Below are 21,680 nucleotides of genomic sequence, written 5' to 3' on the forward strand. Positions count from 1 at the left end.
CGGGTAAATATGCTGATCTTCCTCATCAAAAGACTGGGCTTAATGGTATTGACCTCGTTGTGCCTGACTTTTGTTGTGTTTTTTCTCACCAACCTTGAGCCAAATCTTAAGAAACTGGCCAAGACCGAAGCCAATAACCGGATGACCGAAGAAGAGGTGGTGCGTTGGCTTGATCGCCATGGCTATCATCAAAATCTTTTTTTGCGCTATGGCGAATGGCTGGGGCTTATGCCGGGGTGGACATATACCAACGAGGATGGAAGCGAAATCGCCAGGTGCGGGTATCTGGCGGATGAAGATGGCAAATATCCTCGTTTCTGTGGTGTTTTCCAGGGCAAGCTTGGTTACACCACCCTTTTCCAGGGGCGTGTTGAGGACATTATTTTCAAGCGGCTTGAGTTGACCGGCAAACTGATGGGCTTCGTGATGCTGCTGATGGTGCCGACGGCCCTTGTCATCGGCATTTTAGCTGGGATGCACGAAGGCTCACGCACCGACCGGACCTTATCCACTTTCTCCATTATTACGACGGCAACCCCGGAATATGTCTCCGGGGTGGTGTTTATTTCCATCTTTGCCAGCGCTGCCTTTGGCCTCAAATGGTTCAATGGAACGGCGACCTCGGCCATGGATGATGCCAATTTTACGAATTTTACCCTGCCTGTTGTCACCATCGCGCTTTATGGTGTGGGATATATCGCGCGGATGACTCGCGCCTCCATGACCGAGGTCATGACCGCGCAATATATTCGCACCGCCAGGCTCAAAGGGGTATCTTTTGCCAATATTGTTTTAAAGCATGCGTTGCGCAACGCCTTGATTGCGCCTTTCACCGTGATCATGCTGCAGTTCCCCTGGCTGCTGACCGGTGTGGTGATCGTGGAAACGCTGTTTAACTATAAAGGTTTCGGCTGGACGTTGATCCAGGCTGCGGGCAACAACGATATCGAATTGTTGCTGTCATGCTCGATCGTGGCGGTGCTCGTCGTGCTGGTCACGCAACTGATATCGGATATCGGATACGTTTTCCTGAACCCCAAAATCAGGGTGACCTGAGGCAGGCGAGGATATGGAACCATTAAGCTGGTCTGAAATTATCATCAGAATATTCACGCAGTTCACGCCTGTCTGGATAGGCATGGCCGTGATCATGACTGTTTCCTATATCTTCCGTGAAAGGCTGGGGCTTTATGGCAGGCTTTATGGCTCTCGTGTTGGCCTGATAGGTTTCGCCCTGGTACTGTTCTGGGTGCTGACGGCCATTTTCGCTGACTTTATCATTACTGCCGACCCGCTGGTGCAGGTTTCCGGGATGAAAAATAAAGTGCCGGGCACCCCCTTGAGGGGCGCTGAAGGTGAATATTATCTTCTTGGCGGCGATAATCTGGCGCGCGATGTCTTCTCTCGTATGGTGATGGGGGCGCGCAACGTGCTCTCTATTGCGCCGGCGGCCACGGCCTTTGCCTTCATGGCAGGGATTACGCTTGGGTTGCCTGCCGCCTATTTTGGCAAGCGCCTTGATACGACCTTGAGCTTTCTTGCCAATCTTGTTCTCGCCTTTCCGGTCATTCTGCTCTTTTATCTGCTGGTCACCCCTGAAATCCGTGTCACGGGCATTCCGACCATCATGGCAGCGGTGCTGTTTCTGTTCCCTATTGTGTTTTTGCTTCTGCTGTTCCAGTCACGCTATTTCAATCAGCCCGGCAAAAGGAACCTCTATTGCGGCCTCACCCTGATCGTCTGTCTCTGGGCCTATTCCGGGCTTGCATTCAACGCGGATCCTCTTGGCGTATTCTACATGGATCCCAATCTGCTCAATGTGTTTGTTTCGGTGGTGTTTGTGAATTCCCCCACGGTGTTCCGGATTGTCCGCGGCATCACGCTTGATATCCAGACCCGGGAATATGTCGCCGCCGCCCAGACTCGTGGTGAGCGGTCCTGGTACATCATGCTGTGGGAAATTCTGCCCAATGCCAGAGGGCCGCTGATTGTGGATTTCTGCCTCAGGATTGGTTACACCACCATCCTTCTCGGAACGCTCGGTTTCTTTGGTCTTGGTGTCAGCCCTGAAAGCCCGGATTGGGGGTCTACCATCAATGACGGCCGGAAACTTCTTTCCATCTATCCTCACCCTGCGCTACCGCCAGCCATTGCCCTGATGTCGCTTGTGCTCGGGCTTAATCTTCTGGCAGATGGCTTGCGCGAAGAATCGCTCAAGGATTAGGAGCTGAACCATGGCCATATCAAAAGGACAAAAGGTTCAACCCATCCTCGAAATCGATCATCTGTCGATCTCCTTCTTCACTCGCCAGCATGAAATCCCTGCGGTGATGGATTTTTCCTGTACCGTGATGCCGGGTGAGGCCATGGGGCTTGTCGGGGAATCCGGGTGCGGCAAATCCACGGTTGCCCTGGGCGTGATGCAGGATCTGGGCGTAAATGGCCGTATTGTCGGCGGCGTGATCAAATTCAAGGGGCAAGACCTCTCTGAGATGGGCGAAGCCGAGTTGCGGCAAATCCGCGGTTCTGAAATTGCCATGATCTATCAGGAGCCCATGGCATCGCTTAATCCGGCCATGAAAATCGGTCGCCAATTGGCCGAAGTGCCCATGATACATGAGAATATGAGCAAGGCCGATGCCATCGAATTGGCGCGGCAGGTGGTGGAAGATGTACGTCTGCCTGACCCGGATCGAATCCTTGAAGCCTATCCGCATCAGCTGTCCGGAGGCCAGCAGCAGCGGATTGTGATCGCCATGGCACTGATGTCCAAACCATCGCTGTTGATTCTCGATGAACCTACCACGGCCCTCGATGTCACCATCGAGGCGGGGATTGTTGATCTGGTCAAGGATCTGGGCAAGAAATATGGCACCTCAATGCTCTTCATCAGCCATAATCTTGGTCTGGTGATGGATGTCTGTGATCGTATCTGCGTCATGTATTCGGGCGAAGCGGTTGAGACTGGCGGCGTCAAGGATGTCTTTGACAATATGCGTCACCCCTATACCCAAGCTTTGTTCCGCTCGATACCCTTGCCAGGTGCGGATAAAAACACGCGGCCGCTGGTTGCTATCCCGGGCAACTTTCCCCTGCCGCATGAACGGCCGGATGGTTGCAATTTTGGCCCTCGATGCTCGTATTTCAGGGACGGGCTTTGCAACAACGCTGCAATCCCCATGGAAACGGTGAATAAGCGGACCCGTCATGACAGCCGTTGTTTGCGCTTTAACGACATCGATTGGGACGAAGCGATCGCCGCCAATAATGCCCATGAAGATACTTCAACCGGCAAAACGTTGCTGGAAATTAGCAATCTCAAGAAATATTACCGGGTCTCGGCAAATGCCCTTTTTGGGTCTGGTGGCAGCAGGCTGATCAAAGCCAATGAGACGATTAATTTTTCCGCTCACGAAGCCGAAACGGTGGCGATTGTTGGTGAGTCGGGTTGCGGCAAATCCACCCTGGCCAAAGTTCTTTTGGGGCTTGAGACCGCCTCAGAAGGTATCATCAACATGCTTGGTGATGAGATCCAGGATATTCCGATCGAAGAGCGGAGCGCCAAAACCGTGTCATCCGTTCAGATGGTTTTCCAGAACCCATTTGATACGCTCAATCCTTCCATGACCGTCGGCCGCCAGATTATCCGCGCGCTCGAAGTCTTTGGCATAGGTAAAAATGACGCCGAGCGGACAGAGCGGATGCTCAATCTGTTGGATCTTGTGAAATTGCCGCGGGAATTTGCGAGCCGTATGCCACGACAGCTTTCCGGCGGGCAGAAACAGCGTGTCGGAATTGCCCGCGCCTTTGCTGGTGATGCCAAGATTGTCGTAGCGGATGAGCCGGTTTCAGCGCTCGATGTCTCGGTGCAGGCAGCGGTGACCGAATTGCTGATGGAAATTCAGCGTCGCAACAACACCACCCTCCTTTTCATCAGTCATGATCTGTCGATCGTTCGTTATCTTTCCGATCGCGTCATCGTGATGTATCTTGGGCATATTGTGGAATCCGGCACCACAGATCAGGTATTCAGCCCACCCTATCATCCCTATACCGAAGCCCTTCTTTCCGCGGTGCCCATTGCTGATACGCGGATCAAACGCAAGCGGATTGTGCTGGAAGGCGATATCCCGTCGGCGATGAAACCGCCAACAGGTTGCCCTTTCCAGACACGATGCAGTTACAAATCCGATGTCAAGGATAACCTCTGTGAGACCACCTTGCCTGAAACACGAACCTTGAAAGACGGGCACCAGGTGAAATGCCATTTAAGCGACCGCATTCTTGCCCGCATGAGCCCGGTGATCGCGCTTGCCGAAGACAAAAAGAAGAAAAAAGCCAGACCTCGTTGATCTTGGCCGGTGGTCTTGGCCGGCCGCCAGGCTCGAACAAAAGGCCGCTCCAGCCCCTATGATATGCTAGACAGTTTCAAATTGATCGCTCTCGCTTGTATAGGCGAGCAGATCTCCCGAGCCGATATTGTGCCACAGGCCATGCAGGGTGAGCCGGTCTTCTTCGACAGCTTCCCGGACAAAGGGAAAGCCCATCAGGTTGTTCAGGCTGACAATGATGCTCAACTGTTCAAGCTCCCGGATCTGGCTTGTTTCATCCCCGGATTTGTTCAGCTTTTCATAGGCAGGTTTCAGGATATTCAGCCATTTGTGAATAAAGCTCGTATCCTTGAAACTGTGATTTTCTTCGGAATTGCAGACATGAAAACCGCTGTTGATGCCGCCGCAGTTCGAATGCCCGAGCACGATCAGATGGGCAATGTTGAGCACCGTCACCGCGTATTCGATCGCCGCCGACGTGCCATGATGGTCGCCGTTTGGGTTAAACGGCGGGATCAGATTGGCAATGTTGCGGTGGATGAAGAACTCCCCGCTCTCGCCGCCGAAAAGTGACATGGCATGGACACGGCTGTCGCAGCAGGAAATAACCATGGCCCGGGGATGCTGGCCCATATTGGCCAGATGCTGAAACCAGCTCCGGTTTTCCTCGTATTCCATCGACCGCCAGCCCATGTAGCGCTTGACGAGATAGGATGGCAGGGGTCTGATCTTGGTATTGCTCATCATGGCTATCTTCTTATCGTCTTGATGCGGGAGTTTCAAGCCTTGTGTTTTGCCTGCGCCATGTTTTCACCCCGGGCTGGCAGATGCCGAATGAGGATTTCTCGGGATGGCCAGACGGCCGAGGACAGTCTCAACCATTGCCGCGTGGCTCAGCAGCATGGCTTCGCCCCGGGGCTTGCCCACAAGCTGGAGTCCGGCCGGCAGGCCATCAGGGGTAAGCCCGGCGGGCATGGAGAGGGCCGGCAGACTGGTGAGCGTGATGGCATAGGCAATCGCCAGCCAGTCGATATAGGTTTCAAACTCAACCCCGTTGCAGGCGCTCACATAACGTTCTTCCACCGGATAGGGCGGCACGATCGTGGCCGGGGTGAGCAGGAGATCGACGTCATGCATGAAACCTGCGGCGCGGTTGAAGATCTCCCCGCGCAGGCGTTCGGCCCCGGCGATATCCGCCGCGCTCAGCGCAAGTCCGCGCTCAATGTTCCACACAACTTCCGGCTTCAGCAGCTCCCGCTGATTTTCATAGAGATCAAGGAGGGAGGCGGCAAATCCATGCGCCCGCAGCACCTGAAACGCCTCATGCGCGCCGGTGAAATCAGGGTGGCGTTCGATCACCTCGATCCCGGCATCCGCAAGTTTCCTGGCCGCTGCACAGCAGAGATCGGCGATGACCGGATCCACCGGCGTGATGCCGAGATCAGCGCTGAAGGCAACGCGCCTTGGCGGCACAGCCTCCCGAGCAGCGTCAAGGAAAGGCCGGGCAGGCGCTTCAAGACTGATGGGAACGCGTGGGTCATGAATAGCCATCGCATCGAGGAAAAGCGCCACATCGGCGATGCATCTGGCCATCGGTCCATCCACCGAAAGCGAATCAAACGGGTTGGCGCAGGGGCCGCTTGCCACCCGCCCGGGGCTTGGCCGCATGCCGACAATGCCATTGAAACTTGCCGGATTGCGAAGTGAGCCTCCAAGATCGGATCCATGGGCAAGCCAGGCCATGCCTGTTGCCAGCGCGACGGCTGCCCCGCCGGATGACCCGGCCGCGGAAAGGGCAGTGTTCCACGGGTTTCGCGTCGCCCCGAAAACCTCATTGAATGTATTTGCCCCGGCCCCGAATTCCGGCGTGTTGGATTTCGCCGCCACTATGCCGCCCGCCGCCTCGATCGTGGTGACAAGATAATCGGATATATCCGGAATATAATCGGCAAAGATCGGCGATCCTTGGGTTGAGCGCACCCCCGCCACATTGCTCAGATCCTTGATGGCCACGGGCAGACCTTTGAGAACACCGCGGGATTCCCTTGGCAATGTCATCATCCGGTCCGCCTCCGCCCGGGCGCGGTCAAATGACGTGATGGGCAGGGCATTGACATGGCCGTCGACTTCCTCAACCCGGCGTTCCATGGCATCAAGGGCGTCATGGGGGGTGATATCCCCGGCGTTGAGCAGCTCCACCATCCGGGTGGCGTCAAGGGCGATCAGATCAGGGGTGGTCATCTCTTCTGTCCTGCAGCAATTTCATCGGATCATGTAATACGATTCTACCATGACCGGAGGGATCTGGCATGGTCAAGTTCAATATCGGGCATTGGCATGGTGATGCCGCATCAAGCCGGCAACACGGCGTTCAGCGAAGGGAACGGGTCTCCCGACGCCGGACGCGCGGCATGAACACCGCGTGCAATCGCCCGGGCAAGGCAGAGGCTGGCGGCATGGCCAAGCATCAGCTGATCGACAGGGCTGGCCGGGCCGGCGCTGCCGGTGGCAAGCCCGAAAACACAATCCCCGTCAAAAGATGTATGGGCAGGCACCAGCGCCCGGGCCATGCCGTCCTGCGCTGCGGTTGCCAGACGCAGGCAGCCGGATTTGGGTAATTCGGCATCGGTTGCGACAATGGCGATCGTGGTATTGCCGCCGGGCCGGGCCTTGAGTTTCGGCAGCCGGGGTTCGGCCAGCGGATCGATGGCGTCGGGCAGGCCAAACCCGCCAAATTCTGCCTCGATCTCGAAGGGTGCGGCCCAGAATCTCTTCTGCCCCGGCGCAAGCGGTGAGCCGAGGGCATTTACCGCCACCAGCGCGCCGACACAAAAGCCGTTGTCCAGCACCGCCGAGGCTGACCCGAGCCCGCCCTTGACCTCGCCTGCGATCGCGCCGGTGCCTGCGCCTGCCGTTCCAAGTTCAAAATCCGTCCCCGCATGGAGAAAAGCTTCCCGGCCCAGCCCCGAATACGGGTTTTCCTGCCAGTCCTTGTTGCCGCCATTCAGAAGATCGAAAAGTATCGCCGCCGGCACGATCGGCACCCGCACGTCGCCAAGCCCGAAGCCGCGGCCCTTTTCGCGCAAGGCCTGCATGACGCCGCCCGCCGCATCAAGCCCGAAGGCAGAGCCGCCGGAAAGCACGATCGCATCGATTTCCTCGACCAGTTTATCCGGCTCCAGGAGGGCGGTGTCGCGCATGCCTGGCGCGCCGCCCATGACGTGAACCGCCGCCGTGAAAGGCACATCAGCGGTAATCACCGTCACCCCTGATTTCAGGCCGTGATCTTCGGCATTGCCGACGATGAGGCCGGGGATATCGGTAATCAGGTTGCGCTCACCTTTCCGCATGGGTTTTATCTCCTCTCTGTCCCCGGCGCCCTTTTTCAAGCCGGGCGAGGGCGCTCGTAAGGTCTGGTGCGGCGGCCAGCAGTCGTGCTGTTTCCGGATGGCCTGGATGCGTGAACACCGTCTCGGTTTCGCCGTCTTCGACCAGCCGCCCATCCGCCAGTACCATAACACGGGGGCAGACGGACCGCACCACCGATAAGTCATGGCTGATGAACAGCGTTGCGATATCGAAGGCCTGCGCCGTTTCCGCCATCAAGGCGAGGATGCGTTGCCGGATCGGGGCATCGAGGGCCGAGACAGGTTCATCAAGCACAATCAGTGATGGCCGCGTAACCAGCGCCCGGGCAAAGGCGATACGCTGCCGCTGGCCGCCGGAGCATTCATGGATCAGCCGGTCAAGGAAGCTTGCGTCAAGCCCGACCGCTTCAAGCGCCTCAAGGGCGAGCTGACGTTTCCGCCCATGATCTGGCGCCGGGTCAAGCAGATGGAGTGGTTCGGCCACCAGCCATGCCACCGGACGTCTCGGGTTGAAGGAGCCGAACGGATCCTGAAACACAGCCGAGATCTGGCGCCTTGATCGACGCGGAACATGGCGGGCATCAAGCCTTTCCCCGGCAAGCCTGATCTGCCCTGATTGCGGGGCAGCAAGGCCAAGCACCAGCTGACTCAAGGTGGTTTTCCCGCAGCCGGATCGCCCCACCAGCCCCACCGTCTCCCCGCGGGTGATGGTAAAGGAAACATCGGTGAGCACTTTTTCCCTGGCCTCTGCGCTGGCGGAATTCCGCCGCCGGGAAGAAGGATAGCCATGGCTGACCTCACGCACCTCAAGAAGGGGCGGGGTGTCCGCCATCGCCGATCCGGCGGGGCGTGCCGCAGGCCCGGAGGATGCCGTGATCAGCGCCTCGAGTTCGGGGATCGATGATGGGCGGGCAAGCAGTTGAACCGGGCCGGTCGCCAGCGGCTTTCCATCTTTCAGCAGCAGGATATCATCAGCCGTTTCAGCAATCACCGCGAGATCATGGGTAATCAGGATCATCGCCATCCCGTCTTCCATCACAAGGGAGCGGAGCAGATCGAGAATGGCTTTCTGGGTTGTCACATCAAGGGAGGTTGTCGGCTCGTCGGCGATCAGAAGCGCGGGGCCGAGGGCAATGGCCATGGCGATCACCACCCGCTGACGCTGGCCGCCGGAGAGTTCATGGGGCAGGCGGTCAGGGGGGGCGATTTCACGCCCGAGGCCGACACGTTCGAGCACGGCACCCGCCTTGCGCCGCGCGTCCGTCCTGTCCATCCGGCGATGCTGGCGAAAGACTTCGGCCACCTGCTCACCGATGGGAAGAAGCGGGTTGAGGGCGGTCATGGGTTCCTGGAACACAAGCGCCATCCTGCGGCCGCGAAGATGGCTCATGGCGTTGTCATCGGCGCGGTCAATGCGCTGGCCTTCCAGCAGGATCTCGCCATGCCGTTCGAGCGGCTGCGGCAGAAGATCCATCAGTGCCAGCGCCGTCAGGGATTTGCCCGAGCCACTCTCGCCCGTGATGCCGAGGATACGCCCCTTTTCAAGCACAAGATCAAGCCCGTCAAGAAGCGTCTTCTCCCGGAGCCGGACGGAAAGGCCGTTCGTGCGGATCACCTCTGCCATCAGCCCGTCTCCCGGGTGCGGATATAGCGTGTCTTCAGCCCATCCGCCATGAGATTGAAGCCGAGGACCGTCAGTATGATGGCAAGGCCGGAAATCAGCACAGGATAAGGTGAGATGGCCACCATGGTCTGGCTGTCGGCAAGAAGTCGCCCCCAGCTTGGCGCTGGCGGCTGAACCCCTAGCCCGATATAGGAAAGGCCTGCTTCGGCAAGAATGGCGAGGGAAAACTGGATGGAGGCCTGGACAATGATCAGATGGGCGATATTGGGCAGAATATGCTCAACCGAAATCCGCATCTTTCCCTTGCCCGCAAGAAAGGCTGCGCGAATGAAATCCCGATGCCAGAGCGGCAGCGCCGCCCCCCGGGTGATACGGGCAAAGACCGGAATATTGAAAAGACCGATCGCCAGAATGGCGGTATAGGCTCCCGGGCCAAACCTTGCCGCGATCAGTATTGCGGTGACCAGCGCCGGAAAGGCAAAGATCAGGTCATTGGCCCGCAATACCGCATCATCCGCGGCGCGGCCATGGAGGGCGGCGGCGGTCAGCCCCAGCGGGATACCAACCCCCATCCCGATGGCCACCGACGCCAGCGCCACCCCAAGGGTGATCCGGGATCCGGCCATGATCATCGACAGCACATCGCGGCCGAAATGATCTGTACCAAAGGGATGGGCGAAGGAGGGCGGCTTGAGCCGGGACGTAATCTCCATGCCTGCCGGATCATGAGGGGTCCAGAAACTTGCGGTCACGGCCATGATCACCATCGCAAGGGTGAGGGCGAGCCCCGCCCGGAAAGCAAGGGAGGAGCGCGGCCTCATGGCCGGCCTCCGCGGATGCGCGGGTCAACAAGCGCATAAGCGACATCGACCAGAAAGGTCACGGTCATGACGGCGACCATCAGGAGAAAGACGACGCTCTCAACAAGGATCAGATCACGCTGGGCGATCGCCTGAAAAACAAGGCGGCCCAGGCCGGGAAGGAAAAACACATTTTCAATGATGATGGCCCCCGCCAGCAGGAAGGAGAACTGCATCCCCAGAATGGTCAGCACCGGAATGAGCGCGTTGCGGAGCCCGTGGCGGAAGAGGGCTTGAAATCGGGTAAGCCCCTTGGCCCGTGCGGTCCGGATATAGTCTTCGCGCAAGGTTTCGATCAGGGATTCGCGCATGACCCGGGCAAGGATGGCCGCCTGGGGCAGGGCAAGGGCGATGGCCGGCAGGGTCAGCGCCTTCATCCCTTGCGCAACGCCTTCGCTCCAGCCGTCGAACCCGCCTGCCGAAAACCATCCCAGCATCAGGGAGAACACATACACAAGAAGTATCGCAAGCCAGAAATTCGGCACCGCTATCCCGATCTGGGTCATCACCAGCAAGGCGCGGTCACCGCGTGATCCCTTGCGATGTGCCGCCATGATCGCGGCCGGAAAGGCCATGGCCACGGCCAGCACCAGCGCATAAAGCGCCAGCGGCACCGATACCGCAAGACGTTCAAGCACAATATCCAGCACCGGCACCCGATAGGTGTAGGAAATGCCGAAATCTCCGGTCATCATGCCGCTGATCCATTGCCAGTATCGCAAGGGGGCGGCGGCATCGAGGCCGAGTTCCGCCCGCAGGGCAAGGAGCGTATCAGCCCGGGCATTGATGCCGAGCATATAGGCAGCGGGATCGCCCGGGATAACCTCGATGAGCGCGAACACCAGAAGGGATGCCATCAAGAGACTCGCGGCAAGAAGAACAGCTTTGCGCACCAGATAGGCAAGCATGATAACGGCTCCGGACAGGGGCGCCCTCATGGCAGCCCGGCGTCAAAGGATAAAGCGACTAGTCCTGCCAGTAAACCGCTGTCAGATCCGTGGCCTGGGTCGGTGCGTTTTCCCACAACCCGACGATCTTACGGTTGATCACCCCGGTCTGGGGAAGCTGGAAAAGATACCCGTTGACATAATCTTCGGCGATGATGCGCTGGGCCTGCTGGCTCAGTCGGCGGCGTTCAGCCGGATTGTTTTCTTTTTTCAGGCGAGCCATCAGGTCCTGAAACGCCGGGTTGTCGTACTGGAAATAATAGTCCGGCCGGGCATAAATGCCGATATCGAAAGGTTCGGTATGGCTGACGATGGTCAGGCCGTAATCCTTGCCGCGGAAAACCTCTTCAAGCCACTGCGCCCATTCAAGGGTGATGATCTCGGCCGAAATGCCGACGTCGCGAAGCTGCGCCTGAATGATTTCACCGCCACGCCGGGCATAGCTTGGAGGCGGCAGTTTGAGCGTTGTTGCAAAACCGTCGGGATATCCGGCCTCGGCCAGGAGGGCACGGGCTTTCCCCGGATCGTATTCCGAGATTTCCGTCAGATCGAGGTAGTCAGGATGATGCGGGGCGAAATGCGTGCCAATCGGCGTGCCATAGCCGAACATGGCGCCATCGATGATCGCCCGCCGGTCGATGGCATGGGCGACGGCCTTGCGGACAAGGCGATCTGAAAAATGCTCCGCCTTGTTGTTGATGGCCAGAATGGTTTCCCCTTCGGTGGAGCCCCGGGTGACGCGGAAGCGCGGGTCAGCCTCGAACTGGGCGAGTGTCTCCGGGGCCGGATACCCCGGAAAGGCATCGATGTCACCCGCCATCATGGCGGCATAACTGGCCGAAGGATCAGCGATAAACCGGAAGGTCGCCTCCTCGAGCAGGGCAGGTTCACCCCAGTAATCGGGGTTACGTTTCAGGATGATTCGGTCACCCTTGATCCACCGGTTGAAACGGAAAGGGCCGGTTCCGACGGGGGTTGTCCTGATATCGGCAATGCTCTCTTCTGCCACGATGACGGCATCGCCCCAGGCAAGATTGAAAAGAAACTGGCCATCGGGTTCGGCAAGGGTGATCCGCACGCGCGTATCGCTCAGGATATCGATAGAGGAAATGCCGGTGAATAACCCCTTCTGGGCATTGGCGGATGTTTCTGCCCGGGCCCGGTCGAGGGTGAATTTGACATCGCGTGCATCCATGCGGGAGCCGTCATGAAAGGTCACGTCCGGGGCGAGGTCAAACGTGTAGATGCGGCCATCGCCGCTGATTTCCCATTGCCGGGCAAGCCCGGGGATGATCGATCCGTCGGCGGCAAAACGTGTCAGTCCTTCGAACACATTGGCGTAAAGAACCTGATCGATCGCTCCGGCGGCGGCGCTGGTCGGGTCGAGATGCGGCGGCTCAAGCTGCATGCCGAGGGTGATCGAATTCCGCGCTGCCTGGGCAGGTGCGAAACTGGCAAGAACTGCGGCTGCGATGCAGCAAAGGTACCTGAAAGAGGCCATGATCAAGTTTTCCTGTCGCTTTTTGACGCGTGGTGGATCTCAACGGTGTATTTCAATGGCGATGTCATATAACGTATTACCAGAGAACAAAAGACCTTTCACCATTTTCAATGACATTGAAGGGAGATGATCATGACGTTGAAGGACTGGCATATAAGGCCGGAAAACCCGCGCAGTGGCGAGCTTGGGACGGATCAGTTTCTCAAGGTTGCCGATCAGTTCATCTCGCTGGCAAATACGCGAAACAAGAAGATCGTTGCAACCGATCTGCATTACGCCATGCTTTATGCCGCCGCCCGCTACAACGCCCATGTCGGCAAGAATGTCCTTAATACGGACAACCATGACAGTTTCATCGAACACATGACGCGGCAATATGCGGATATGCTGCGTGAACACATGGCGGATCCCACGGTGTGAAAGCTCCGGTGATGAGACGATCTGTTACGGCACTGGGTGCTCTTCTTTTTCTCAACTGTACAAGCGGCCCGGCTGTCGCCGGCGCGGATGCGGGGCGGCAGCTTGTGCGCGAACACTGCACCCGGTGTCATGTGATCGGCGATATCAATCCCTATGGCGGGATCGGTTCAACCCCGTCTTTTGAGGCGATGAAAAATCTGCCGGACTGGCGGGCGCGGTTTGAAGTGTTTTTCATCCTGCCGCCGCATCCGTCGCTGGTCCGGATTGAAGGCGTCTCCGAAGATCGGCCCGAAAATCTGCCCGCCTTCAGTCATGAGATCGTGCTCACCCCGATGGATGTTGAAAATATCCTCGCTTATGTGGATACACTTGAAAGAAAATAAATCATTGGCATATCAGGTGTTCAACATGAACACCTTTTCTGATCCGGGAGGGGAAGACCCATGCAAAAAAATGACATGAATGACGACGCCTATACCATGGCTATTCGGAAGTTTCTGAAACAGCTCGGCGTGACAACACATCAGGAACTTGAAAAGGCCATGGCGGGCATTGAGCCGGGGGCGGAATTGCCGATCACGGCCACCATCAGCATCCCGGAGCTGAATTTCACCCATGAAGTCTCGGCGACACTGATCGGGCCGGACCGGGGCTGATGCGGCGGCGGCGATAAATGACCGATCTGACCGAAGATCTGATTCTCGCGACCCTTGCCGGGGTGATGGACCCGTCCCAGGGCAAGGATATCGTCGCCCTTGGGCTTGTCGATGGCATCACCATCAAGGACAGCAATATTGCCGTCATGCTGACGGTGCCGCCACATCGCGGCCCGGCGATGGAACCGGTACGCAAGGCCGCGGAGAATGCCGTTCTTGCCCTTGACGGGGTGACCAGCGCAACGGTGATTGTCACCGCCCATCAGGCAAGGGATATAGCCGCCACCATGGAGGAGGCCGAACCCGAAGGCCGCGAGAAGGAGCTCACCTCCTCGGTGCGCCGGTTTGTTGCCGTGGCCTCAGGCAAGGGCGGGGTCGGCAAATCCACCACCGCGGTCAACCTTGCCATCTCCCTCCGGCTCGAAGGGCTGCGGGTGGGTATTCTGGATGCCGATGTCTATGGCCCGTCCCAGCCCCGCATGCTGGGGGTGAGCGGGCGTCCCGCCGCGGCAGGCGGGGATATGGTCACGCCGCTTGAAAATTACGGCGTCAAGGTGATGTCCATGGGGTTGCTGGTGCCGGATGAAACCGCCATGATCTGGCGCGGGCCGATGGTGCAGTCCGCGCTGACCCAGATGCTCAATGCGGTTGTGTGGGGGGAGCTTGACGTCATCATCATCGACTTGCCGCCAGGCACCGGTGATATCCAGATATCTCTTGCCCAGCAGGTCAGTCTTGCCGGCGCGGTGATCGTCTCGACCCCGCAGGATATCGCCCTGCTTGATGTGGTGAAAGCGCTGACGATGTTCCAGAAAGCCGGCGTGCCGGTGCTGGGCATGATCCAGAACATGGCAAAATGGGTCTGCCCGGATTGCGGCCGCGAAGATCATATCTTCGGCAAGGGCGGCGCGGCCCGTGAGGCGGAACGCCGGGGTCTTGAACTCTTGGGTGAAATCCCCTTATCCTTGGATATTCGCGAAGGGTCGGATTCCGGCACGCCGATTGTCGTATCGGCGCCAAAATCCCCCCAGGCCATGGAATATCGGGAAATTGCCCGGCGTCTGATGGAAATTGCCGATCTCCAGCATGCGCCGCAACAGGGATAAATATGTCACTCTATTACGAACCTGATCCGGCTGATGACAACACCGCGCCGCAACTGCCGCCGCTCCTGACCCCGCTTGAGGTGGAAAAAGATCGTGATGTGCTGGCAAAGGCGGTTTCGGTTGCCGCCCGGGGGGAAGTCGGGGTTGTTTGCTACAGCGTTGATGCGGATCATCTCCGGATGGCGGTTACGCTCGCCCCTGAAGTGACCTCGGCTGAGGCGGTCCAGATGCATTATGTGCTGATGGTGGCGCTTGGTGATTCGATCGGGGCGCTCGCGCCGCCCGAAGTTGCCGTGACCTACAGGTTTCCGGGGGCGATCCTGCTTAATCGCGGCTATGCCGGCTGGTGCGGGATTGAGATTGATGCGGCCGGTGATGAAAACGGCTGCCCGGGCTGGATGATTGTCCATGCCTCCCTTGCCCTTCGCGGCGAGCTCACCGAAGGAGAGACAGGCACGATACCCGATGAAACAAGTCTTTCCGAAGAAGGTGGCAGCTATGTCTCCCGTACCAGATTGCTCGAATCGGTCTGCCGTCATTTTCTGGTCTGGCTCCACCGCTGGGAGGATGAAGGCTTCCGGCCGGTTCATGATATGTGGAAGTCCCGTCTTGACGAGGCTTGCGCCACGGTTGATACCAGCCTCGAATGGATGGGCGTCGATGGCGAGGGTGCCGGGCTTGCCCGGCGCGATGGAACGCCGGTCAGCCTTAGTCTCCTTGATCCGTCGGTCTGGTCGGCATCGTCATGAAACTTGCCCGCACCATTCGGTTTGATCCGTCCGATCTCAACATCTTTCCGGTTGCCGCTGACGAGGGGGAATGGGCGCTGACAGGTACCTTCACCTTCCATCATCTCACCCCGGAAGATATCACCGGCAAACTGCGCCAGGCTTTCGCCAACGGTTTTCTGGGGATATCGAGTTTCGGTTATTCCACCTTCGTCACCGTGGCATCGGTGAGCCCGGCGGATCTTGCGGAAATCCGCCAAAGCCTGATTGACCGGTTTATGCGGGATTTCGGCGCCCCGTCCCGGGAAGCGGCAGGCGCCGCCGCGGATGAGGAAATCGCCTTCATGGCTGATCTTTGCCGTGATCATCAGAAAGGCACCCTGCTCACCGTCATGCGTGAGCTTGCCCCGGATGGTATTCATGAAAAGTTCCGGCATCTGCCCAAGGCGGAGAGTTGCGCGGAGCAGAAAATCTGGACCATGATCGAGGATGAAAACAGCACCAGCGGCGAGGAACAAAAGCCATGAGCGGGCAGGATTTCTGGTTCACATCAGGATGGCATCTCCTGGATCGGAACAGCGAGGGCTGGATGATTCCGAGCGAAGACTTCATGGCCGCCTATTTTACCCGGCCGGAACTCGCGCTGGTTGAGGAAAGCTGCGATGCCGAGATAGCGCTTCATGGCAAACTCAGCAAATCGCCGTTCAGCCTTGTTGATGAAGCCGAACTTGAGGCGATTAAAGACCCGGATGTTGCGCATAATTACCGGGCGGTATTGCGCTTCCGTGATTTCCTCAGCCGGCACGACACGCTGGAGGCCGCCTATCTGGCGGCGGCACGGGGCGCCACGGTTCAGTTTCCCCCGCTCTTCATGGAACATATGGCGCATATCATTCTGCGCAACATCCTTGATGGCGAAACCGACCCGATGAAACTGCGGGCGGCGGAGATTCTCTTTCGGGATCAGCGCGTGTCGATTGATGACGGCCGCATCATGGTGGCCGACAGCACCACGGTTCAGCTTCAGGCCGATTATCAGCAGGCCATGGATGAAACACCCGGAGATGCTGCCCGCAACGTCATGATCGATATCATGACCTCGGAGACCGCGGGCGAATACTGGCAGCGCCATGATCTCTTTAACATGTCGGTTGATATCGCCTTCACCCAGCCGGCGCTCGATGCGCTCTGCCGGGTGCTGGAAGACTGGATTGCCCATTTCCTGCGGATTTCAACCCGGGTTGCGCCGATGGTCAGGATCGATGACGACAACTGGCGCTGGCATTTGGGGCTTGATGTCGATTCCACCCGTATCCTCAATGATCTCTTCCGGGGGGAGGAGGTGGAGGAAGACCGGCTCAAACAGATTCTCTGCCTTTTTCAGCTGACCAGCGCCGAAGGGTTTGAGGCGGAGTATCTCAATGCCCCGGTCTATATGGGCCTTGCCATGAATCCGGCGGGGATTGTCCGGGCAAAGCCGCAGAATGTGCTGGTCAATCTGCCGCTGGCGGAAAAATCATCCTGACCGGGCAGGCCCGGACCAGACTGCCGGTGAAACGGCGTGATCTTCAGTTGAGGTAATCGTCGGTGGTGCGTGGCCTCGGCCGCTCCCCCACATCCGCCATTTTTTCCTCACCGCCGAAGAGACTTTTGACACGGCAGTCCTCGCACTGCTTGAGCATGTTGAGCTTGTCTTCTCCGGTGAACATGCTGTGCCCTTCCAGTTTCGCCACAATAGCCTCGATGGACCGTTTCGTGCCGAAGAACTTGCCGCAGGACGTGCAGGCAAAGGGCTCGTCTTCAATGATGAGCTGGTTGGTCATCGCCGCATCACCGAGATTGAATTGCGGCACCAGCGTGATGACTTTTTCCGGGCAGGTGGCAGCGCAGATGCCGCATTGCAGGCAGGCATCCTCGCGGAAGAGCAGTTGCGGCGCATCGGGATTGTCCTGCAACGCTCCCGCCGGGCAGGCCCCGACACAGGAAAGACAGATCGTGCAGTTGTCGGTATCGACGCTCACCTGGCCATAAGGGGCACCTGCCGGTAGCGGGATGATCTCCGAAGGTGCCTTGTTTGCCTTGGCCAGCCCGCGCATCGCCAGTCGCGTCATGCCGCGCGGTGTTCCGGCCGGGGCGAAGGGCGCGGGCTTGAATTTTTTCGGCAGCGCGGTGCCATAAAGATGTTCGGCCACCTTGTCCGGATCGGCATCGTCGATGATCGTGATGCGCCCTTCGGTCTCGATACCGGCACCGGCAAGCAGGGTCAGGGCAAGCTCGACCTGATCATGGACAGGCTGATTTTCATCGCTCTTGTTGGGATCAAGCAGGACAAAGACCTGCTCAAAGCCGAGCGCCACCGCCGCGATGATCGTATCATGGCCGGTCCGTGCGACGCTGTGCAGGCCAAGCGGAATCACGCGTGCAGGCAGGCCGCGTCCATGACGTGCCAGGAGGCTGATCATTTCCTCACCATAGATTTCATCATGGAGCAGAAGAGAGGGTGTCTTGCCGCCAGCGGCCTCATAGGCATCGATCAGCGTAGCCATCCGCCCGGCGGTCTGTTCGGCGGGCGGCGTCATGGTCTGGACGGCACCTGATGGGCATGCAGCCCCGCACATCCCGCAGCCGCCGCAGATGCCGGGATCGATCGACACATGATTGCCCGCCGTGCTGATGGCGCCGGCCGGGCAGACATCAAGACATCGGCTGCAGCCGGTGATTCCGTTGCGGCTATGGGCACAGAGATCAGCATCGGTGCGAACATAAAGGGGCTTCTCGAACTCCCCGATCAGGCTTTTTGCCTTGACCGCCAGCGCCGCATGGGAAGCGATATCATCAGGATCGGCGCGAAGATAGCCATCCCGCTTATGCGCGCCGGTGAAAAGTGGTGTCCCGCCGGTGAGGTCAATCACGATATCGCATCCTGTTTCAACCCCATCGCTTGGCGACTCGAATTTCCACGCATCGCGGCTGTTCGGCAGCGCTTCGGCGAAATCATCAATGGTGATGCTGAAATGGGTGAAATATCCCTTGGCCGAAGTGATTCGTCCTGTCACCACCATACCTGCCATGGCGGCGTCGGGGGCGGTGTTTTCCGGGTCCGTCAGCATCACGGTGACGCCGAGATCATCTTTCAGCATCCGGCCAAGCTCAAGAGCTTCTTCCCCCCGGCCATAGATCAGGCAGCGTCCATGGGAGATGAGCGCCATGCTGGCCGGGCCGGGCGTTCCGTGCATGGCCTCGGCGATGAGCGCCGCCATTTTCGGCGTGGCCTTGGCCGCTTCATCGGACCATCCGGCACGCTCCCGGATATTGAACACATCAGGGGCAGGCTTTCCGGCCTCTTCGGCAAGGGCCTCAAAGACGGCGGTCTCCTGGGTGCAGGCAATGGCGACGGGGGCATCACCTTCAAGCGCGCGGAGGATGCGGTCGGTCTGGCTGCGGCAGAGGCTTGTCGCCACTTCATCTCCGGTGCCGCCGCAGGCGTTGGCAAGGGCCTTGCCGTCAATCGGCATGGTCCCACCGCAATCGCAGATCAGTATCTCCCTGGCCTTATGTTTCATCAACATTTCCCCATTACGAAACGGATTGGCAACATCTTTTCCGACCTGCAATCTTTGTTCATGGTGCTTGCTCTTCTCAGCAGATGCTAATACTGTAGAATTATTCCAGCGAAAGGCAATGCCTGTCATCAAATCGAATTCCGGCGGCCGTCTTTCGAAGATGAACAAGATCGAAATTTTCACTGCATCTGCTGACAGGATGACTGGTCAAGGCATGGAAACATCACCACCGTCAAAGCATCTTCTTTATGGCGTTCAGGTTATCCTGTTGAAGGAGCCGGTCGATAATCCCTGGCTTGATCATCGGTGGCGGCTGGTGGATATGGTGCTGAAAGACCTGAATGAAGGCCAGGGTGATGCACCGTTGAAGAATATTGCGGTTCTGCCGTTGCGGGAAAACAGCGGCACGGAGGAAGGTGAGCTTTTCACGGCTGAAACCGCGATTGATCTGCACCACGCCGAAGCCGAAGCCTATGCTGAAAATCTCGCCTCATCCGATCCGTCGATCTACGTGGTGCTGCGCAGTGATGAGGTCGAGGATGAAGTCTCCGAGGCCGGGATCAGGCTGGTTGAGGTCAGCCTTTCCCCGTATCACATCCAGGATTACGAAGATTGCGGCGAGGATCAGGTTGAAAAGCTTCCTCTGGCCGGGCCGATCAGTGATCTGGTGACAAAGTTTGTTGAAACCTACTATCAGCCTGAAGTGTTCAGGAAACGGCGCCGTGACCGTGTTGATACCGATGAAGTCTTTGCCGCGAGGGGCGACCCCCGGATCAATAAACCGGGTGATGTTTTCCGCACGCCGGCCGGCAAAACAAAAGCGACCTGAAGGTGAGCGTGCATGAGCGAGAAATCACGTCTTTCCAGATGGGCGGAACGAAAATCCAGAATCAAAAAAGGTGAACACCTTGCCGACGATTCGCCTGAAGCCAATGATGAAATTGATCCGGCCGCGGCCAGCATTGACGCCGCCGATGATGCGGATGCGGCGCTGACCGACGATGAGCTCCTGGCCCGGCATGAACTGCCGGATCCGGCCACGATCGATGATGAGAACACGCTGGAGAAATTCCTTGATGCGGGCATACCGGACCGGCTTCGACAGCTGGCCCTCAGGCGGCTGTGGCGGCTCAACCCGCTCTTCGGGGTGGTGGATGAAATGGTGGAATATGGCGAAGACTACACCGATGCCGCAACCGTAATCGAAGGCATGCAGACCGCGTATCAGGTCGGCAAAGGATACCTCAGGAAAGCCGAAGACATCCTCAAGGAAGACGCCGGAGGTGAAAACGCCCCCGCCGAAGTGCCCGAAGAGGATAGGGAGCCCAGCAACGAGATCGGGAATGAGCAGGTTGATGCCACCGATGAAGACCCTGCCGTGGATGAAACAGGCCATGGCAAGGATGATGCCTCAGATGAGGCCGCCCATCCGGATTCATCCCCGGTGGCCGATCATGTCCTCAAGGATGCAGCGACATCTCCAGCAGCTGTTCCTCCCGGCCAGGGTGGGCATCCCCCTGCCACCCGGCAGGACACTTTCCCTGAAAAGACATCAGGCCCCGGCAAGACGGCATCTCTTCGTCCCCGCCGCCAGGTTTTCCGAAAGCAGTAGATTTTAGGCTTTCTAAAATTAGGTCTTGTCAATCGCTCGATTAATGATAGAGTTTTAATAGGGAGAAATTATGTTGAAACAAGGGTCAGTAGCACCGTTTGACATCATGACCGAAGATATGATGCGGGCCGATATCTATGATCTGATCGGCGGTATCCTGCGCAAGGAGCCGGAGGCGGATCTCGTAAACTATGTTGCGAGTCTAGACGGCGATACAACACCCCTTGGTTCCGCGTTCTCCACCCTCGCCAAACTGGCTAAAAGCCTTGATATTTCGGCCATCCGTGAAGAATACATCTCCCTTTTCATTGGTGTCGGCCGTGGCGAGATTCTGCCTTTTGCCTCCTATTACCTGACGGGGTTCCTCAATGAGAAACCCCTTGCCAATCTGCGCGGCGACATGGCCGCCATCGGGATTTCAAGGGTTGAGGGGGTAAAAGAGCCCGAAGATCATATTGCCTCGCTCATGGATATCATGGCGGGGCTGATCAGGGGTGATTTCGGCCGCCCGTATTCTATCGGGGAACAGGCGGCCTTTTTTCACAACCATATTTCGTCTTGGGCAAGCCTGCTGTTCCGCGATATCGAGGCGGCAAAGAGCGCGGTGTTCTATGCGCCGGTGGGAACGATTGGCAAGCTCTTCATGGATATTGAAAGCCAGGCTTTCAATATGGATGCGACAGGGTAGCGAGAGGCCCCTTTCGCAATCTCGTCCTTCGGGACACAACGTTGGAGGAAGTGATGAAAAACACTGAAAACAAGGACATGGTCACTGATCGTCGTGATCTCCTCAAGCTGTCGGCAGCGGGTGCTGTTGCGGCTGGGGCGGCTGCGCTGACCGGTGCCGCGTCGGCAGAGACGGAAATGAATGTCTCCGGGTCAGGCTATCGGGAAACCGAGCACGTCAAGACCTTCTACAAGACAGCTCGTTTCTAGATCTTTATACTTTAACAGGGAGAGTCCA

General features: G+C 58.1%; 22 protein-coding genes. 14 read left to right on the top strand and 8 right to left on the bottom strand.

Annotated features, from left to right (window positions below; all coding sequences use genetic code 11):
* Window positions 1-9: 9 nt before the first annotated feature.
* The 3 genes from AB8880_01410 to AB8880_01420 are packed head-to-tail and all read left to right on the top strand — an operon-like array spanning window position 10 to window position 4,352.
* On the top strand, window positions 10-1,056 hold the full coding sequence (locus tag AB8880_01410) for an ABC transporter permease (GenBank protein XDZ66078.1): 1,047 nt from the start codon (window positions 10-12) through the stop codon (window positions 1,054-1,056).
* A gap of 13 nt (window positions 1,057-1,069) precedes the next feature.
* Entirely contained in the window at window positions 1,070-2,224 is a 1,155-nt protein-coding gene (locus AB8880_01415; GenBank protein ID XDZ66079.1) for an ABC transporter permease, read from the top strand.
* 10 nt (window positions 2,225-2,234) lie between these two features.
* Window positions 2,235-4,352, top strand: a complete 2,118-nt coding sequence (locus tag AB8880_01420; GenBank protein ID XDZ66080.1) for a dipeptide ABC transporter ATP-binding protein — start codon at window positions 2,235-2,237, stop codon at window positions 4,350-4,352.
* 66 nt (window positions 4,353-4,418) lie between these two features.
* Here AB8880_01420 and AB8880_01425 read toward each other — a convergent pair whose 3' ends face one another.
* The 7 genes from AB8880_01425 to AB8880_01455 all read right to left on the bottom strand — a co-directional run bounded on the left by AB8880_01425 (window position 4,419) and on the right by AB8880_01455 (window position 12,631).
* Complete coding sequence (locus AB8880_01425) at window positions 4,419-5,078, bottom strand: carbonic anhydrase (GenBank protein XDZ66081.1); 660 nt, start codon at window positions 5,076-5,078, stop codon at window positions 4,419-4,421.
* Window positions 5,079-5,141: 63 nt separating this feature from the next.
* On the bottom strand, window positions 5,142-6,572 hold the full coding sequence (locus AB8880_01430; GenBank protein XDZ66082.1) for an amidase: 1,431 nt from the start codon (window positions 6,570-6,572) through the stop codon (window positions 5,142-5,144).
* Window positions 6,573-6,682: 110 nt separating this feature from the next.
* Window positions 6,683-7,681, bottom strand: coding sequence for a P1 family peptidase (locus AB8880_01435; GenBank protein XDZ66083.1), 999 nt, complete (start codon window positions 7,679-7,681; stop codon window positions 6,683-6,685).
* A complete protein-coding gene (gene nikE, locus AB8880_01440) occupies window positions 7,668-9,323 on the bottom strand; it encodes a nickel ABC transporter ATP-binding protein NikE (GenBank protein ID XDZ66084.1) in 1,656 nt (551 codons plus the stop codon). Before nikE ends, AB8880_01435 begins: the two co-directional genes overlap by 14 nt.
* Entirely contained in the window at window positions 9,323-10,144 is an 822-nt protein-coding gene (locus AB8880_01445; GenBank protein XDZ66085.1) for an ABC transporter permease, read from the bottom strand. Before AB8880_01445 ends, nikE begins: the two co-directional genes overlap by 1 nt.
* Window positions 10,141-11,091: an ABC transporter permease gene (locus AB8880_01450; protein ID XDZ66086.1), complete on the bottom strand. Its 951-nt coding sequence runs from the start codon at window positions 11,089-11,091 to the stop codon at window positions 10,141-10,143. The genes AB8880_01445 and AB8880_01450 overlap by 4 nt, the downstream gene beginning before the upstream one ends.
* Before the next feature lie 58 nt (window positions 11,092-11,149).
* Window positions 11,150-12,631, bottom strand: a complete 1,482-nt coding sequence (locus AB8880_01455) for an ABC transporter substrate-binding protein (protein XDZ66087.1) — start codon at window positions 12,629-12,631, stop codon at window positions 11,150-11,152.
* A gap of 132 nt (window positions 12,632-12,763) precedes the next feature.
* Here AB8880_01455 and AB8880_01460 point away from each other — a divergent pair, with 132 nt between their 5' ends.
* Genes AB8880_01460 through AB8880_01490 form a run of 7 tightly spaced genes read left to right on the top strand, consistent with a single transcriptional unit; the run spans window position 12,764 to window position 17,066 of the window.
* Window positions 12,764-13,051 carry a DUF3144 domain-containing protein gene (locus AB8880_01460; protein ID XDZ66088.1) on the top strand — a complete coding sequence of 96 codons (288 nt, stop codon included), beginning with the start codon at window positions 12,764-12,766 and terminating at the stop codon, window positions 13,049-13,051.
* A gap of 11 nt (window positions 13,052-13,062) precedes the next feature.
* Window positions 13,063-13,434 carry a hypothetical protein gene (locus tag AB8880_01465; GenBank protein XDZ66089.1) on the top strand — a complete coding sequence of 124 codons (372 nt, stop codon included), beginning with the start codon at window positions 13,063-13,065 and terminating at the stop codon, window positions 13,432-13,434.
* A 60-nt stretch (window positions 13,435-13,494) separates the two neighbouring features.
* Complete coding sequence (locus tag AB8880_01470; protein ID XDZ66090.1) at window positions 13,495-13,707, top strand: DUF6494 family protein; 213 nt, start codon at window positions 13,495-13,497, stop codon at window positions 13,705-13,707.
* Window positions 13,708-13,724: 17 nt separating this feature from the next.
* Window positions 13,725-14,813, top strand: a complete 1,089-nt coding sequence (locus AB8880_01475; protein XDZ66091.1) for an Mrp/NBP35 family ATP-binding protein — start codon at window positions 13,725-13,727, stop codon at window positions 14,811-14,813.
* A gap of 2 nt (window positions 14,814-14,815) precedes the next feature.
* Window positions 14,816-15,562: a biotin/lipoate--protein ligase family protein gene (locus AB8880_01480; GenBank protein ID XDZ66092.1), complete on the top strand. Its 747-nt coding sequence runs from the start codon at window positions 14,816-14,818 to the stop codon at window positions 15,560-15,562.
* Window positions 15,559-16,068, top strand: coding sequence for a DUF6505 family protein (locus AB8880_01485; GenBank protein XDZ66093.1), 510 nt, complete (start codon window positions 15,559-15,561; stop codon window positions 16,066-16,068). The genes AB8880_01480 and AB8880_01485 overlap by 4 nt, the downstream gene beginning before the upstream one ends.
* On the top strand, window positions 16,065-17,066 hold the full coding sequence (locus AB8880_01490; GenBank protein XDZ66094.1) for a DUF6352 family protein: 1,002 nt from the start codon (window positions 16,065-16,067) through the stop codon (window positions 17,064-17,066). The genes AB8880_01485 and AB8880_01490 overlap by 4 nt, the downstream gene beginning before the upstream one ends.
* Window positions 17,067-17,109: 43 nt before the next feature.
* On the opposite strand, the gene AB8880_01495 is transcribed toward AB8880_01490, so the two are convergent.
* Window positions 17,110-19,104, bottom strand: coding sequence for a 4Fe-4S dicluster domain-containing protein (locus AB8880_01495; GenBank protein XDZ66095.1), 1,995 nt, complete (start codon window positions 19,102-19,104; stop codon window positions 17,110-17,112).
* A 214-nt stretch (window positions 19,105-19,318) separates the two neighbouring features.
* On the opposite strand from AB8880_01495, the gene AB8880_01500 reads away from it, so the two are divergent.
* From AB8880_01500 to AB8880_01515, 4 genes are all read left to right on the top strand, one after another.
* Window positions 19,319-19,933 carry a DUF3305 domain-containing protein gene (locus AB8880_01500; protein XDZ66096.1) on the top strand — a complete coding sequence of 205 codons (615 nt, stop codon included), beginning with the start codon at window positions 19,319-19,321 and terminating at the stop codon, window positions 19,931-19,933.
* Window positions 19,934-19,945: 12 nt separating this feature from the next.
* Entirely contained in the window at window positions 19,946-20,716 is a 771-nt protein-coding gene (locus tag AB8880_01505; GenBank protein XDZ66097.1) for a DUF3306 domain-containing protein, read from the top strand.
* Between the two features lie 70 nt (window positions 20,717-20,786).
* Window positions 20,787-21,404, top strand: a complete 618-nt coding sequence (locus AB8880_01510; GenBank protein XDZ66098.1) for a molecular chaperone — start codon at window positions 20,787-20,789, stop codon at window positions 21,402-21,404.
* Window positions 21,405-21,457: 53 nt separating this feature from the next.
* Window positions 21,458-21,652: a twin-arginine translocation signal domain-containing protein gene (locus AB8880_01515; GenBank protein XDZ67088.1), complete on the top strand. Its 195-nt coding sequence runs from the start codon at window positions 21,458-21,460 to the stop codon at window positions 21,650-21,652.
* Window positions 21,653-21,680 lie beyond the last annotated feature (28 nt).

Source organism: Alphaproteobacteria bacterium LSUCC0684 (assembly GCA_041228335.1).
Classification (GTDB): domain Bacteria; phylum Pseudomonadota; class Alphaproteobacteria; order Puniceispirillales; family UBA1172.